The organism is Streptomyces sp. NPDC028368 (assembly GCF_055565615.1).
This window is the reverse complement of record NZ_JBVHTY010000003.1, coordinates 43,366-57,897: the sequence shown is the minus strand read 5'-3', so window position 1 is coordinate 57,897 and position 14,532 is coordinate 43,366. Positions and strand designations below refer to the sequence as shown.

The following is a 14,532-nucleotide window of genomic DNA, read 5'->3' as shown; positions in this document are numbered from 1 at the left end:
GTCAGGCTCCCTTCCCCGTGGCGCGGCGGTCCGTGGGCTGGGTGACCCGGTCGAGCATCAGGCCCAGGCAGACGATGGCGACACCCGCGACCAGGCCGATGGCCAGGTCTCCGGTGGCGAGGCCGGTGACGACGTCGTAGCCGAGGGCGCCGCCGCCCACCAGGCCGCCGATGATGACGACGGCGAGGACCATGACCACGCCCTGGTTGACGGCGAGCAGGAGCGAGGGCCGGGCCAGCGGGAGCTGGACCTGGCGGAGGGTCTGCCAGCGGGTGGCGCCCAGGGAGTGGGCGGACTCGATGGCGGCGGGGTCCACCTGGCGCAGGCCCTGGGTGGTGATCCGGATGACCGCGGGCAGCGCGTAGACCACGGCCGCGGCGGCCGCCGGGGCGCGGCCGACGGCGAAGAGCGCGACGACCGGGATCAGGTACACGAACTGCGGCATGGTCTGCATGACGTCCAGGACCGGGCGCAGGATCGCTTCGAAGCGCTTGCTGCCCGCGGCCAGGATGCCGATGCCGAAGCCCAGCACCAGGGTCACCACCAGGGCGGCGATGACCTGGGAGAGGGTGTTCATGGACGGCTTCCAGACGCCCAGCACACCGATGGCGGCCATCGCGAGGACGGCGGTCAGGGCGGTGCGCCAGGTGCCGATGAGCCAGGCCAGCGCGGCGACGATGAGCAGCGTGCCGTACCAGGGCAGCGCCGTCAGGCCGTCACGCAGCGGGTTGAGGACCCAGTCGGTGAAGTGGGCGGCCCAGTCGGCGGTGCCGCCGATGACGGGGACGCCGGAGTAGAGGTGGTCGACCATCCACTCCTTGAAGTCGTTGACCGGGCGGGCGATGGCGACGACCCAGCCGGTCGGCCAGACCAGGGAGCCCGCCAGGCGGCCGATGACGGCGAGGACGACCGTGATCACGCCGATGCCCGCCCAGGCCGGCCAGCCGCGCAGCAGCTTGGGGCCGTTGGGGTCGGAGGCGGCGCCAAGGCTCCCCCAAGCTCTCGGCTTCGCTCGGGCAGGGCGGTCCCCCCCTCCGGCCGCCGCGGTGATGCGGTCCATGACGATGGCCAGCAGGATGATCGGGATCGCGGCGGAGAGCGCGGCGCCGACGTCGACCGAGGCGAGCGCCTGGTAGACGCGGTCACCGAGACCGGCGGCGCCGATCATCGAGGCGATCACGACCATGCCCAGCGCCATCATGATCGTCTGGTTGACGCCGAGGAGGATCTCCTTACGGGCCAGCGGCAGGCGGGCGGTCAGCAGCCGCTGCCGTCCGGTGGCGCCGAGGGAGGCGACGGCCTCCAGGACGCCGGCGTCGGCGCCGCGCAGGCCGAGCGCGGTCAGGCGGGCCATCGGCGGAGCCGCGTAGATGACGGTGGCCAGGAGGGCGGCCGGTACGCCGATGCCGAAGACCAGCACGACGGGGAGCAGGTAGGCGAAGGCCGGGAGGACCTGCATGGTGTCGAGGACCGGGCGCAGGATCTTGAACAGCCGGTCCGAGAGGCCGGCGGCCAGTCCCAGCAGGGCGCCGACGACGACCGAGACGGCGACCGCCACGACCATCAGGGCGAGCGTCTGCATGGTGGGGACCCACATGCCGAGCAGGCCGCTGACCAGGAAGGAGATCAGGGCGGTGGCGGCGATGCGGAGGCCGGCCACGCGCCAGGCGAGAAGCGTGACGCCGGCCGTCACGCCGGTCCAGCCCAGGGCGAGCAGCAGCAGATAGACACCGCGTACGGAGATCACCACGGCGTTGCTGAGGTGGCCGAGGAAGTACACGAACAGCCAGTGGCTGTCGCGGTTGTCGATAATCCAGTCGCTGGTCTTGCCGAGCGGGCCGGAGACGTCGACGGTCAGCGACGACGGCCAGGCGGCGCCGTACTTGGACTGCAGCAGCGGAACCAGGACGGCCGCGGCCACGGCGAGCAGCAGGAGCTTGGCCAGGCCGCGGCGGTGCAGCAGCTGCTGCACCGGGGCGGGCTTGGCGGTGTCGAGGTATCTCTGGGAGATCGGGGGCGTACCGAAAACACTCATGCGCGCCCCCGCTTCACGGTGCCGGTGAGGACATTCATCGCGGCGGCGCGCTGGGCCTCGCGCCAGCGGCGCAGCAGGGCCGCGCGCAGACGGGAGCGGCGGGTCGCCACGGGGACTCTGGAGCTGACGACGCGGAGCCTGGCACCGCGGTGGGGAGCGGCGGCGTACATCAGGCAGCCACCTCGCCGTGCTGCGGGTGGTCGATCCGGGCGACCACCTTGAGCAGGCAGGCGTGGTCGACGATGCCCAGGCAGCGGCCGTCGTCGACGACGCGGGCGGCGCCGCCGGAGCGGGCGACGGCCTCGATGGCGTCGGAGATGAGGGTGTCGGGGGTCAGCGCCGGGCCCGCTTCGGCCTCGCCGTCCTCGGCCGGGCGCATGGCCCGCCGTACGGTCAGCACCTGCTCGCGCGGGACGTCCCGGACGAAGTCGCGGACGTAGTCGTCGGCCGGGGAGCCGACGATCTCCTCGGGGGTGCCGATCTGGACGATCTTGCCGTCGCGCATCAGGGCGATCCGGTCGCCGACCCGCAGCGCCTCGGCGAGGTCGTGGGTGATGAAGACCATGGTGCGGCCCTCTTCGCTGTGCAGGCGGCAGACTTCTTCCTGCATATCGCGGCGGATGAGGGGGTCCAGGGCGCTGAACGGCTCGTCGAAGAGCAGGACCTCGGGGTCCACGGCGAGGGCGCGGGCCAAGCCGACGCGCTGCTGCTGACCGCCGGAGAGCTGCCCGGGGCGGCGCTTCTCCAGCCCGGCCAGGCCGACCTTCTCGACCATCTCGGTGGCCCGCTCGCGGCGTTCCGCCTTGCCCATGCCCTGGATCTCCAGGCCGTAGGCGACGTTGTCGACGACGGTGCGGTGCGGCAGCAGGCCGAAGTGCTGGAAGACCATCGAGGCGCGGCGGCGGCGCAGTTCGCGCAGTGCGCTGCGGTCCATGGCGCGCACATCCTCGCCGTCCATCTCCAGGCCGCCGCTGGTCGGCTCGATCAGCCGGGTCAGACACCGGACGAGGGTGGACTTGCCGGAGCCGGACAGGCCCATGACGACGAAGACCTCGCCCTTGTGGACGTCGAAGGAGACGTCGCGGACGGCGGCGGTGCAGCCGGTCTTCTCGCGCAGCTCCTGCGCGGAGAGATCGGCGACGGAGGCGTCGTCGGGGATGCGCTCGGCCTTGGGGCCGAAGACCTTCCACAGGTTACGCACGGAGAAGACGACCTCGCGGCCGTCGGCGGACTCGGACTCGGACGCGGCTATGGCGGAGGTGGCTGCCATCACGCATCACCTCCCTTGGTAGGTGCTTCCTTGAGCAGTTCGGCGCACTTCTCCCCCACCATGAGCACGCCCAGCATCGGGTTGACGGCCGGCATCGTCGGGAAGACCGAGGCGTCGGCCACACGGATGCCGGACAGGCCACGGATCTTCAACTGCGGGTCGACGACGGCGAGTTGGTCGTCGGTGGCACCCATCTTGCAGGTGCCGGCGGGGTGGTAGACGGTATGCGCGGCCTTGCGTACGAGCTCGCTGATCTCCGCGTCGTCGGTCACGTCCGGACCGGGGAAGACCTCGCGCTTGAGCCACTTGGCGAACGGCTCGGCCTGGGCGACCTTGCGGGCCAGCTTGATGCCGTCGACGAGGGTCTTGCCGTCGTAGTCGCCCTCGTCCTCGAAGTAGCGGAAGTCGAGCGCCGGCTTGGCCTCGGGGTCCGCGGAGGTGAGGTAAAGGCGGCCGCGGGAGCGGGACTTGGGGATGTTCGGGGTCATCGACACACCGTGCTCGGGACGCTCGTAGCCCAGGCGCTCGGGGTTGTCGGTGAAGGGGATCTGGTAGAAGTGGAACATCAGGTCGGGGCCCTTGTGCTCCGGGTCCCGCTTGACGAACAGACCCGCGTCGGAGTCCATCGCGGAGTTGTCCGGGATCGGCCCGTCGGTCTCCCAGACGATGACCGACTCGGGGTGGTCGATGAGGTTCTCGCCGACGCCCGGCAGGTCCAGTACGCACTCCATGCCCAGCGCCTCGAGATCCTTGCGCGGGCCGATGCCGGAGTGCATCAGCAGCCGCGGGGTGTCCACGGCGCCGGCGCACACCAGCACCTCGCGCGCGGCCTCGACGTAGACCTCTTCGCCGTCCTTGGTGCGCACGTGCACGCCCTTGGCCCGGCTGCCGTCCAGCTCCAGCTTGTGCGCCCAGGTCTCCAGCATCAGCGTGAGGTTCGGCCGGTCGCCGGCCTCCATGTGCGGATGCAGGTACGCGACGGACGCCGAGGAGCGCTTGTTGTTCTCCGGGTGGTACGAGAGGTCGAAGAACCCGACGCCCTCCTCGAAGGGCTGGTCGTTGAAGCCGACGACCTCGGGGACCCCGAGCGCGCTCTTGGTGGCCTCGATCCAGTCCGTGGCGATCTGGTTCTGGTCCTTCTTCGCCACCCGCACGATGTTGTTGCGCAGCTTGCCGAAGTACGGGTCCATGGCCTTGGCGTTCCAGCCGGTGGCCCCGGCCTCCTCCCACTCGTCCCAGTCGGACGGCAGCGGCTTGAAGGAGATCAGGGTGTTGTGCGAGGAGCAGCCGCCGAGGACCTTGGCGCGGCTGTGCAGGATGTGCGAGTTGCCGCGCGGCTGCTCGGTGGTCGTGTACTCGTAGTCCAGCTCGCCGCCGAGCAGGCCGAGCCAGCGGCGCAGCGTCAGGACGTCGTCGCGGTCGATGTCGGAGGGGCCGCCTTCGATGACGGCGACGGTGACGTTCGGGTCCTCGGTGAGCCGGGAGGCGATGACGGAACCGGCGGTACCACCGCCGACAACGACGTAGTCGTACACGGGCATTGAGGGGTGCTCCTTACTGCAAAGTGCGTGCGTGGCCGGGGAGTTGTGGGTCACCGGACGTCAGCCGGCGAACCACCGCACGGGCTGCGGCCGCAGGTTCTCGTAAACGTGCTTGCTCTCGCGGTACTCGTCCAGCCCCGTGGGCCCCAGTTCCCGGCCGATGCCCGACTTGCCGAAGCCGCCCCACTCCGCCTGCGGGAGGTAGGGGTGGAAGTCGTTGATCCAGACGGTGCCGTGCCGCAGCCGGGCGGCGACCCGGCGGGCGCGGGCGGTGTCGGCGGACCACACCGCACCCGCCAGCCCGTACTCGGTGTCATTGGCCAGCGCGACGGCCTCGTCCTCGGTCGCGAAGGTCTCCACGGTCAGGATCGGCCCGAAGGTCTCCTCCCGGACGACCTTCATCTCGCGGTGGCAGCCGTCCAGCACGGTCGGCGCGTAGAAGTAGCCGGTGGCGGGCCGTACGTCCGAGGGCTTGGGGCGGGAGCCACCGGACCGCAGCTGCGCGCCCTCGGCAAGCGCGGACGCGACATACGCCTCCACCTTGTCCAGCTGCTGCTGCGAGACCAGCGGACCGCACTCCACGCCGTCCTCGGTACCCCGCCCCAGCTTGATCTTCTCGGCGCGGCGGGCGAGCTCGGCGACGAACCGGTCGCGCACCGGCTCCTCGATGATCAGCCGGGCGCCGGCCGAGCAGACCTGCCCGCTGTGGATGAACGCGGCATTCAGCGCCTGGTCGACGGCGGTGTCAAAGCCTTCTTCGGTCGCGCACGCATCGGCGAACACCACATTCGGGTTCTTGCCGCCCAGCTCCAGTGCGATCTTCTTGGCGCCGGAGACCGCCGCCGCGCCCGCCTTAGTACCGCTGGCGAGGCCGCCCGTGAAGGAGAAGAGGTCCACGTCCGGGTGCTCGGCCAGCCGCTGGCCGACCGGCAGGCCCGCGCCGGTGACGATGTTGGCGACGCCGGCCGGCAGCCCGGCCTCGACCAGCAGCTTGATGAGGTGGACGGTCGAGAGCGGGGTGACCTCGCTGGGCTTGATGACGAAGGTGTTGCCGGCCGCGATCGCCGGGGCGACCTTCCAGCTCGCCTGCAGCAGCGGGTAGTTCCAGGGCGTGATCATCGCGCAGACGCCTACCGGCTCATGCACGACGACGCTGTGGATGTCGGGCGACCCGGCGTCGACAACCCGTCCGCCGCTCTCGTTCATCACCAGGTCGGCGAAGTAGCAGAAGGCATCGGTGACGCAGTCGACGTCGACCCGGCCCTCTTCCAGCGTCTTGCCGGTGTCCCGGCTCTCGATGAGCGCGATCTCCTCGCGGTCGCGCCGGAGCAGATCGGCGACCCGGCGCAGCAGGCCGGCGCGGTCGGCCACGGCCGTACGGGGCCAGGCGCCTGCGCCGCCGTCGAAGGCCCGCTTGGCCGCCGCGACGGCCGCGTCCGCGTCCGCGGCGCCGCCTTCGGACACCAGCTGGAGCACTGTCGCGTCGGCGGGGTCGAGGACCTCCCGCGTGGCGCCGGACGCGGCGGGGAGCCACACCCCGTCTACGTGAATGGTCTCGATTGCCGACACGTGTGTTCTGCCTTCCGCTTACGAATTTGTTCCCACTGGTGCAACCACTCGCGCACTCAGCAACGGGGACCCCTCCCCGAAAGCCCCCTACCTATGCCCAAACCTTCATGGAAAGTGAGCCGAGTCACTCCGTGCGGGTCCGATCGCCCAATGTGCGTATGAAAAGTCCGGAACGTACCCTGAATAGCCGTATGCCCCAGTCGATGTTCCGGCCGCACGTCGCCCGGGACCGGAGGTGCAGCAATGGCCAGCAGACGCCGCCCCGCGACCGCGATCACCGCCCTGACCTGCGGTGCAGCCCTTCTCGCCGGACCTGCCTGGATGGGCGTCGCGGCCGCGGCCGGCCCGGCGGACGGCGAGGGCGACCTCGCCGGCAAGTCGGCCCAGCAGGTCTCCGACGCCTCACTCCACGCACTCCTCGGCGCAAAGTCGCTGCGCCTGCGCACGATGGCGACCGCCGACGCGGGCAAGCTCGACATCACCTTCGACCGGGCCGGTAACTGCACCGGCACCATCAGCAAGGGCTCCTACGGCCGCGTCGACATCATCAAACGCGGCAACGACGTGTGGATGAAACCGGACGCCGCGTTCTGGAAGACCCAGGTGCCCGGCAAGGCGGGCGACACCGCCGCCCGCAAATACCAGGGCCGCTACCTGCACGGCACCGCCAAAGACGTCTTCCTCCAGAGCATCGCCACCGCCTGCGACCTGACCGCCTTCCAGAAATCCGCCGCCGCACCCACCAGCCCGCCCCCCTCCAGCCCGCCCCCCTCCGGCCGGCCCACCGCCCACCTGTCCAAGGGCAAGCCGACCGTCCAGGAGGGCGTCCGCGTCCTGCCCGTCGTCAAAAAGATGGGCAATGCGACCCAGACCCTCTACGTCGCCATCGGCGGCAAGCACTACCCCCGCAAACTCACCACCGAGGCCGATCACCAGACCGGCACGGTCCTGCTGAGCAACTACGACCAGCCGGTTTCCTCGAAGACGCCGCCGCCCGGCGATACGGTGGATATTTCGGCGTTGGAGAAGCGGTTGCCGGGGTCGCAGGCGACGTGACCTTTCGTACATACGAGCGTTGCACCGGGTAGCTGCCCGCATCGCGCGGCAGCGGGGAGGGAGCGGCACGATGACCATCACCGAAGAGCGGACCGAGACGGTCGAGACCGACGGGATCGAGATGGACGAGGCCAGCGAACAGCCCAATGATCAGCCCAAGGAGCTGAGCTTGGACGAGTTGTTCGCATGGCTGGAGCAGACGCCTGTCCCCGAGGGCTACAAGGTCGAGATCGTCGAGGGGACCGTCCACATGTCACCGCAGCGGGCCACGCACTGGGAGACCATCCTGGACATCGTCGAACAGCTGCGCACGCGATATCCGAAAAAGCGCGTGCTGTCCGACGTACGCATCGACTTTCCCGGCCACCTGAACGGATTCGCCTCCGACGTGGTGGCGCTGGCCGAGGACTGGGCCAAAGACGACAAGGGCCACTATCGCCACCAGGACGTCGAATTTGTCGCCGAAATCATCACCAAGGGCACCGCGGTGAACGACTACGGGCCGAAGAGGGCGGCGTACGCCACCGCCGGGGTTCCGGTCTATGTGATCGCCGACCCGTACATCGGCCGCTGCCGCGTCTTCACCGATCCTCAGGACGGCGAGTACAAGAGCGACCTCACGCTGACGTACGGCAAACCCATCGACCTCGCCGACACCGTCGTCGGCATCACCCTCACCACCGACGAATTCCCCAAGGACTGACCCGCCCCTCCCCCTCAACGGATTACCGAACGGAGCGGCGGGACGGGGTCGTAGCGCGGGCGCCTCGTCGCCGTCGCTCGGCGAGCCGCCGCGCTCCGTCACCGTCGCCCGGAAGACAATTCGGGCATGGGTAACGACACCGCGAGCAAGGCAGTACTGGAAGGCGGCCCGGACGATTTCCCGGGGCGCGTGGTACCGGTCGATCCCCCGGGGTCGCCCGAGCTGAAGATCCCGCATCTGGCCGGGTACGAGCACTTCCGGGCCACGCAGCGGACACGCGAAACGGATGAGGGGACGCTGCCGGTGTACGAGTGGTGGGAGCGGACGGAGCTGCCGGGATAGCGGGACTTGGCGGCAGCGTACGTGGCCCGGCGGGGCGGCTCAGCTCGCCGGGGCGAACTCCTGCAGCGCGATCCGCTGGATCTGCTCCTGTCGTGGCCATTCGGCCTCGGTGCCCCGGACGAGTACGGCGAACTGGCGGCCGTCGGTGGCGGTGAAGGCGCAGTCGACCACCTTGACGCGCTCCCCCACGTCCTTGCTGTCATAGGCGTAGACCAGTTGGACGGCGTCGGGGGCCGGGGCGGGGCCGGGCGGCGGGCCGAGGCTGATTTCCTCGTAACCGGGGTTGGCGGGGGATGTGGACAGCTCCGCCGACGTCTTCTCCAGCGACTGCTGCGGCGTCGCGTACGGGTCGGCCGGCTGCATGATCTGCACCAGGCCGCCCTTGTCCGGCGCGGTGTAGAAGACGCCGTTCTTGCGCTCGGTGCGCTGCCAGCCCCTGGGCACCGCGAGGGTGAAACCCGCGGTGTCGTGGACGAGGCGGTAGGCGCCGGGGAGGTCCGTGGCGGAGGGGGAGAGCTGCGTGGCGGGGCCGGCGTCGGTGGCCGGCGTGGTGGCGCCGGACGCCGAGGCGGTGGTGCGGTGCGATGCGCGGGCCACGGCCGGGTCGTCGCCGTGGCGGCCCCACAGCAGGTAGCTGCCCCCTGCGCCCGCCGCGATCACGGCCACCGCCGCACCGGCGACCAGCGCCCGGGTCCGGGTCCGGCGATGCGGGCCGGGTAAGGAGCCGGGCGGCCCGGGAGCGACGAGGGGGCCGTCGGCCGGGAGGGGGTCCGGGACGGGGTCCGTCGCGGAATCCGGGTCAGGATCCGGCCCGGCACCCGACGACGGTGCGAACCTCGGCCGCGGCGGCATCGGCCCCGTATAGGCGGCGGGTGGCGGCGTGCCGTCCTCCCAGCGCTGGGACTCGCTGTTCCAGCGGGCCGGTCGCCCGCCCGGCGCCGTCACCCGCCCACCAGGGCCGCGACGGCCTGGCCGACCGCCGTCCCGGAGGCCAGCAGGCCGACGACGGCGCCGGCGTCGCCGAGCGCCGTACGCAGCCGGGCCAGCCGCCCGGGGCCGGCCGCGCCGTTAGCGGTGATCTCCGTTTCGGTGTCGGTGAGTTCGCTGCTCAGCGCGGTGATCTGCGGGCTCGGCACGGCCCGCGCCAGATCGTCGCGCAGCTCCCGGACGGCACGCAGCAGCTCCTCCTGCGCCGGGTCCGCCGGGGGCCCGCCGACACCGTCGTTGTGGGTCACCGTGTTGTGGTCACCAATGGCGAAGGCGCCCCGGACGCTGCCGATGTGGATGCCGTTGCCGCGCTCGTCAGCCGTTGCCACGTTCGTTGCTTCCCTTCGACGCGGAGCCACTCGGGGTGGCGGTGTTGTGGGTGATCGTGTTGTGGTCGCCGATACCGACGGCGCCCTGTGCGGACTCGACGTACACCCCGCCCTTGGCGACGGTGACGACCCGCTGCTCGAATTCCTCGGTCCGGTAGCCGGCCTCGCGCAGCGCCGTGGTCACCCCGGCCGCCACCCGCTGCTGAATGGTCTTCAGATAGCGGGCGACATCCATGTCCTGGAAGAGCGAGGACTCGCCGAAGGAGCCCAGCTCGCGTACGGAGACGCCGGGACCCTCGGGCAGCGCGGCGCCATACCCTCCGGTGGCCAGCCGCCAGGTGGACAACAGGCCGCGCACCAGTGTGAGGACGGCCTGTCCGGCGGAGCGCGGGGTGCTGGTCAGCGCCCACACGGCCTTGCCGAAGTGGTGGTGGTGGCGGTACTGGTGGGCGATGCGGTCGGCGTCCTGGAAGACCTGCCGCAGCGGCCACAGCACATGCGGCGCGACCTCCAGCATCAGCATCCCGCCCTGGGTGTGCACCCGGACGAAGACCGTGGTGACCACGCCCTCGTTCCAGCCGCCGACCCGGATGCGCAGGAAGTGCCGCCGGGGCTCGCCGCCTTCTTCGACCGCGGCGGCCCGGTGTTCCTCGAAGGCCTCCGGTGCGTACGGCGCCGCCGCACGGGAGGGCAGCCCCTCGGCCGGCAGGAAGACACACTCGTCGATCTCCAGCGCCCGCAGCCGGTCGCGCACCGCGGCCGCCCGCTCCGGCGACCCGTGCGGGGACGGTACGCGCAGCGCCGCCACCAGGGGGACGATGCGTTCGAGGATGGCGGCGTTGTCCAGCGGTTCGGCCTCGCGGTCCGGCCGCGGGGTCAGTTCCACCGACAGCGACCAGGTCCGGTACGGGTCGCCGGCGCCGCAGAACGGGTTGGCGTCCCGGTACATCACCAGCGGCCCGTGCTGCTCGGTCCGTACCCGCTCGCGCAGCCGCTGGAAGCGGATGCCCTCGGACTGCTCGGCGGGGTCGGACAGGACGTCGGGGAAGCGGTCCCTGGAGAGTTCACGGGCCAGTACGCGGGCGAACTGGCCGCGCTGCATGGCGACGAGTACGGCCAGCATCAGCGGCAGCAGCAGCGCGACCCAGACCGGCAGCACCTGGCCGGCACCGGCCGTGTCCGAGGACGTGGAAACGGTGGCCGTGGTGGCGTCCATGGTCGAGTAGCCGCCGGAGAGGTCCGGGCCCGCGGTCGGCAGGTCCGGCAGCAGCCAGTGCCCGATTCCGGGGATGCCCTCCCCGCTGAACGCCGCCACCACCAGCCCCACAACGAACACCAGCAGCGTGATCCGTGCGTACCAGCGCAGCGTGAAGGAGGAGAGCAGCGCCAGCCACAGGGGGACGGGTGCCCGGCGTACGAAGCGGGCGAGCGCCATCAGGGCGACGGGGAAGAGGTACAGCACCGCCAGCCCGGACGAGAGGGGGATGGCGACGATCCACAGGACCAGGATGGCGGCCGCCCAGCCGAGCTGGAGGCGGCGGGCGCGCAGCGCGTGGGCGAGCACCCGGGCCGCGTCGATGCCGGACGAGGGTGCGGCGAACCGCTCCTCGTGGACGTAGAGCTCGTCGATGACCGCGTCGCGGAACGAGTCGTCCAGGTAGGTCCCGGCGCACAGCAGCCGGCCGGCCTCACTGGCGCCCGGCGGGGTCGGGGAAAGCGGCGGAGGAGGTGCGGGACTCCCGGATGCCTTGGTCAGCCGCTCTTGCTCTTCGGGGTCTCCGGGCTGCGCGGGCACATTCGTCCGGCTCATCGGCCTCCCTCAAAACATCAACTGCCCATCGTGGCAGCGTTGTTGTGCGGAATCCGCAGCATAGGGGAGAAACGGCCGAGCCCGCACGGCCATTGGGGGCCGTGCGGGCTCGAAGTGGCAGGGGCGCCGGATCAGATGAGACCGAGGCCGCGGACCGCCTCGCGCTCCTCTTCCAGCTCCTTGACGGAGGCGTTGATGCGCTCGCGGGAGAAGTCGTTGATCTCCAGGCCCTGGACGATCTCGTACGCGCCGTCCTTGGTGGTGACGGGGAAGGAGGAGATCAGGCCCTCCGGGACGCCGTAGGAGCCGTCCGAGGGGATGCCCATGGAGGTCCAGTTGCCGTCGGCGGTGCCGTTGACCCAGGTGTGGACGTGGTCGATGGCGGCGTTGGCGGCCGAGGCGGCGGAGGACGCGCCACGGGCCTCGATGATCGCCGCGCCGCGCTTGGCGACGGTCGGGATGAAGGTGTCCGCCAGCCACTTCTCGTCGTTGACGGTCTCGGCGGCGTTCTTGCCGGCGACCGTGGCGTGGAAGATGTCCGGGTACTGGGTGGCGGAGTGGTTGCCCCAGATCGTCAGCCGCTTGATCTCGGAGACCGGCGTGCCGGTCTTCTTCGAGAGCTGCGAGAGCGCACGGTTGTGGTCGAGGCGGGTCATCGCGGTGAAGCGCTCGGCCGGTACGTCCGGGGCGGCGGCCTGGGCGATCAGCGCGTTGGTGTTGGCGGGGTTGCCGACGACCAGGACCTTGATGTCGTCCGCGGCGTGGTCGTTGATGGCCTTGCCCTGCGGCTTGAAGATGCCGCCGTTGGCCTCGAGCAGGTCGCCGCGCTCCATGCCCTTGGTACGGGGGCGGGCGCCGACCAGCAGCGCGACGTTCGCGCCGTCGAAGGCCACGTTCGGGTCGTCGGAGATGTCGATGCCCTGGAGCAGCGGGAAGGCACAGTCGTCGAGCTCCATGGCGGTGCCCTCGGCGGCCTTCAGGCCCTGCGGGATCTCCAGAAGGCGCAGCTTGACCGGGACATCCGCGCCGAGGAGGTGACCGGAAGCGATGCGGAAGAGGAGGGCGTAACCGATCTGGCCGGCGGCGCCGGTCACGGTGACATTGACGGGAGTGCGGGTCATGGCGATCTCCTGCGCGACGTTTTCTGGGGGCAAGCCCCCGGACCACCATGGGTGGCGGTGGGTGTCCCTGCCCGGTTATCGAGGTCTCTTGGTATCGAGAGAACCAGCCGTCAGGCTATCGGACCCCCGGCCGGCACCGGCGTCGGGCCGGTGTGGGACACCTCACCGGGTGTCGCGGATCGCCGGTCAAGGGGCGGCGGTCGCCCACTCAGGGAGGGGGCTGCGGGCGACCGCCGGGTTGTGCCGCACCCGTGGGGGGGTATTCGTTCGCCTGCCCGGGATCCGTACGGGCAATCCCCCCTGATGTCCGCCGCCCGCGGCGAGCGACGATTCCCGGCCAGGAATCGTCGGGGGCCACTGGCTCAATACCCCGCGTTCGATGTCGTGCCCGCATCAGGAGGTGCGCCCTCGCCCGCGTCCGGGCGACGGACGGGCACTACGCCGGGCAACTGCCCGCCACCTGGCGGCAGTTGACTTCCGAGGTGCCCGCGACGGCCCCTCCTGCGCCACGAGCAGGCCGCCTTCCGCAGGGCCGGAAGGAAAGACTCAAGCGGTCATCCGTGCCCGCAGGTTGGTCTCCAGCGCATCCAGGAACTGCTCCGTGGTCAGCCACGGCGAGTCCTTCGAGATGAGCAGGGCCAGATCCTTGGTCATTCGGCCACCCTCGACGGTCTCGATGCAGACCCGCTCCAGCATCTCCGCGAACCGGGTGACCTCCGGGGTGCCGTCCAGCCTGCCCCGATGGGCCAGGCCCCGGGTCCAGGCGAAGATGGAGGCGATCGGGTTGGTCGAGGTGGCCTTGCCCTGCTGGTGCTGGCGGTAGTGGCGGGTGACGGTGCCGTGGGCGGCCTCGGCCTCGACGGTGCGGCCGTCGGGGGACATCAGGACGGACGTCATCAGGCCGAGCGAGCCGAACCCCTGGGCGATGCTGTCGGACTGGACGTCGCCGTCGTAGTTCTTGCAAGCCCAGACGTAGCCGCCGGCCGACTTGAGGGCCATGGCGACCATGTCGTCGATCAGGCGGTGCTCGTACGTCAGCCCCTTGGCCCGGAAGTCCTCGGCGAACTCGGCGTCGAAGGCCTCCTGGAAGAGTTCCTTGAAGCGGCCGTCGTACTTCTTCAGGACGGTGTTCTTCGTGGACAGGTAGACGGGGTAGCCGCGGGACAGGGCGTAGCGGAACGAGGCGCGGGCGAAGTCGCGGATCGACTCGTCGTGGTTGTACATCGCCAGCGCCACGCCGGAGCCCGGGAACTCATGGACCTCCAGCTCGACCGGTTCGGAGCCGTCCTTCGGGATGAAGGTCAGGGTGAGCGTGCCGGCGCCGGGGACCCGCAGCTCGGTGGCGCGGTACTGGTCGCCGTAGGCGTGCCGGCCGACGATGATCGGCCGGGTCCAGCCCGGGACCAGCCGCGGCACGTTCGCCATGATGATCGGCTCGCGGAAGATGACGCCGCCGAGAACGTTGCGGATGGTGGCGTTCGGCGAGTGGTACATCGCCTTGAGGTTGAACTCCTCGACCCGCGCCTCGTCCGGGGTGATGGTGGCGCATTTCACCCCGACTCCGTACCGCTGGATGGCGTGCGCGGCGTCGAGGGTCACCTGGTCGTGGGTGGCGTCACGGTGCTCGATGCCGAGGTCGAAGTACTTCAGGTCGATATCGAGATACGGGAGGATCAGCTTGTCCTTGATGAAGGACCAGATGATGCGGGTCATCTCGTCGCCGTCGATCTCGACGACGGGGTTGACTACCTTGATCTTGGCCATGCGGC

Annotated in this window: 13 protein-coding genes; 3 read left to right on the top strand and 10 right to left on the bottom strand. The window is 70.7% G+C overall.

Features of this window, described 5'->3' with window-relative positions; all coding sequences use genetic code 11:
* Nucleotide 1: 1 nt before the first annotated feature.
* From ACZ4S3_RS07295 to ACZ4S3_RS07275, 5 genes are read right to left on the bottom strand one after another with little or no spacing between them, the layout of a single operon-like run.
* Nucleotides 2-2,035 (bottom strand): ABC transporter permease, encoded by a 2,034-nt coding sequence (locus ACZ4S3_RS07295; protein WP_467927546.1) that lies wholly within the window; start codon nucleotides 2,033-2,035, stop codon nucleotides 2-4.
* Nucleotides 2,032-2,205, bottom strand: a complete 174-nt coding sequence (locus ACZ4S3_RS07290; protein WP_467927542.1) for a hypothetical protein — start codon at nucleotides 2,203-2,205, stop codon at nucleotides 2,032-2,034. Before ACZ4S3_RS07290 ends, ACZ4S3_RS07295 begins: the two co-directional genes overlap by 4 nt.
* Nucleotides 2,205-3,305 (bottom strand): quaternary amine ABC transporter ATP-binding protein, encoded by a 1,101-nt coding sequence (locus ACZ4S3_RS07285; RefSeq protein ID WP_467927538.1) that lies wholly within the window; start codon nucleotides 3,303-3,305, stop codon nucleotides 2,205-2,207. Before ACZ4S3_RS07285 ends, ACZ4S3_RS07290 begins: the two co-directional genes overlap by 1 nt.
* Entirely contained in the window at nucleotides 3,305-4,846 is a 1,542-nt protein-coding gene (locus ACZ4S3_RS07280; protein ID WP_467927534.1) for a GMC family oxidoreductase, read from the bottom strand. Before ACZ4S3_RS07280 ends, ACZ4S3_RS07285 begins: the two co-directional genes overlap by 1 nt.
* A 60-nt stretch (nucleotides 4,847-4,906) precedes the next feature.
* Nucleotides 4,907-6,415 (bottom strand): aldehyde dehydrogenase family protein, encoded by a 1,509-nt coding sequence (locus ACZ4S3_RS07275; protein WP_467927531.1) that lies wholly within the window; start codon nucleotides 6,413-6,415, stop codon nucleotides 4,907-4,909.
* Between the two features lie 243 nt (nucleotides 6,416-6,658).
* Between ACZ4S3_RS07275 and ACZ4S3_RS07270 the strand changes: the two genes are divergently transcribed.
* The 3 genes from ACZ4S3_RS07270 to ACZ4S3_RS07260 all read left to right on the top strand — a co-directional run bounded on the left by ACZ4S3_RS07270 (nucleotide 6,659) and on the right by ACZ4S3_RS07260 (nucleotide 8,516).
* Entirely contained in the window at nucleotides 6,659-7,471 is an 813-nt protein-coding gene (locus ACZ4S3_RS07270) for a hypothetical protein (RefSeq protein ID WP_467927527.1), read from the top strand.
* A 70-nt stretch (nucleotides 7,472-7,541) separates the two neighbouring features.
* Nucleotides 7,542-8,174 carry a Uma2 family endonuclease gene (locus ACZ4S3_RS07265; RefSeq protein WP_467927523.1) on the top strand — a complete coding sequence of 211 codons (633 nt, stop codon included), beginning with the start codon at nucleotides 7,542-7,544 and terminating at the stop codon, nucleotides 8,172-8,174.
* A gap of 126 nt (nucleotides 8,175-8,300) precedes the next feature.
* The gene (locus ACZ4S3_RS07260; protein ID WP_467927519.1) at nucleotides 8,301-8,516 is read left to right on the top strand and encodes a DUF5988 family protein; all 216 of its coding nucleotides are present in this window, start codon (nucleotides 8,301-8,303) and stop codon (nucleotides 8,514-8,516) included.
* Nucleotides 8,517-8,555: 39 nt separating this feature from the next.
* On the opposite strand, the gene ACZ4S3_RS07255 is transcribed toward ACZ4S3_RS07260, so the two are convergent.
* The 5 genes from ACZ4S3_RS07255 to ACZ4S3_RS07235 form a co-directional block, all read right to left on the bottom strand.
* Nucleotides 8,556-9,461 (bottom strand): hypothetical protein, encoded by a 906-nt coding sequence (locus tag ACZ4S3_RS07255; protein WP_467927514.1) that lies wholly within the window; start codon nucleotides 9,459-9,461, stop codon nucleotides 8,556-8,558.
* Nucleotides 9,458-9,832 carry a hypothetical protein gene (locus ACZ4S3_RS07250; protein ID WP_467927511.1) on the bottom strand — a complete coding sequence of 125 codons (375 nt, stop codon included), beginning with the start codon at nucleotides 9,830-9,832 and terminating at the stop codon, nucleotides 9,458-9,460. The genes ACZ4S3_RS07255 and ACZ4S3_RS07250 overlap by 4 nt, the downstream gene beginning before the upstream one ends.
* Nucleotides 9,819-11,642: a hypothetical protein gene (locus ACZ4S3_RS07245; RefSeq protein ID WP_467927509.1), complete on the bottom strand. Its 1,824-nt coding sequence runs from the start codon at nucleotides 11,640-11,642 to the stop codon at nucleotides 9,819-9,821. Before ACZ4S3_RS07245 ends, ACZ4S3_RS07250 begins: the two co-directional genes overlap by 14 nt.
* A 131-nt stretch (nucleotides 11,643-11,773) precedes the next feature.
* Complete coding sequence (locus tag ACZ4S3_RS07240; RefSeq protein ID WP_467927505.1) at nucleotides 11,774-12,763, bottom strand: malate dehydrogenase; 990 nt, start codon at nucleotides 12,761-12,763, stop codon at nucleotides 11,774-11,776.
* Between the two features lie 546 nt (nucleotides 12,764-13,309).
* Nucleotides 13,310-14,527: an NADP-dependent isocitrate dehydrogenase gene (locus ACZ4S3_RS07235; RefSeq protein WP_467927502.1), complete on the bottom strand. Its 1,218-nt coding sequence runs from the start codon at nucleotides 14,525-14,527 to the stop codon at nucleotides 13,310-13,312.
* Nucleotides 14,528-14,532 lie beyond the last annotated feature (5 nt).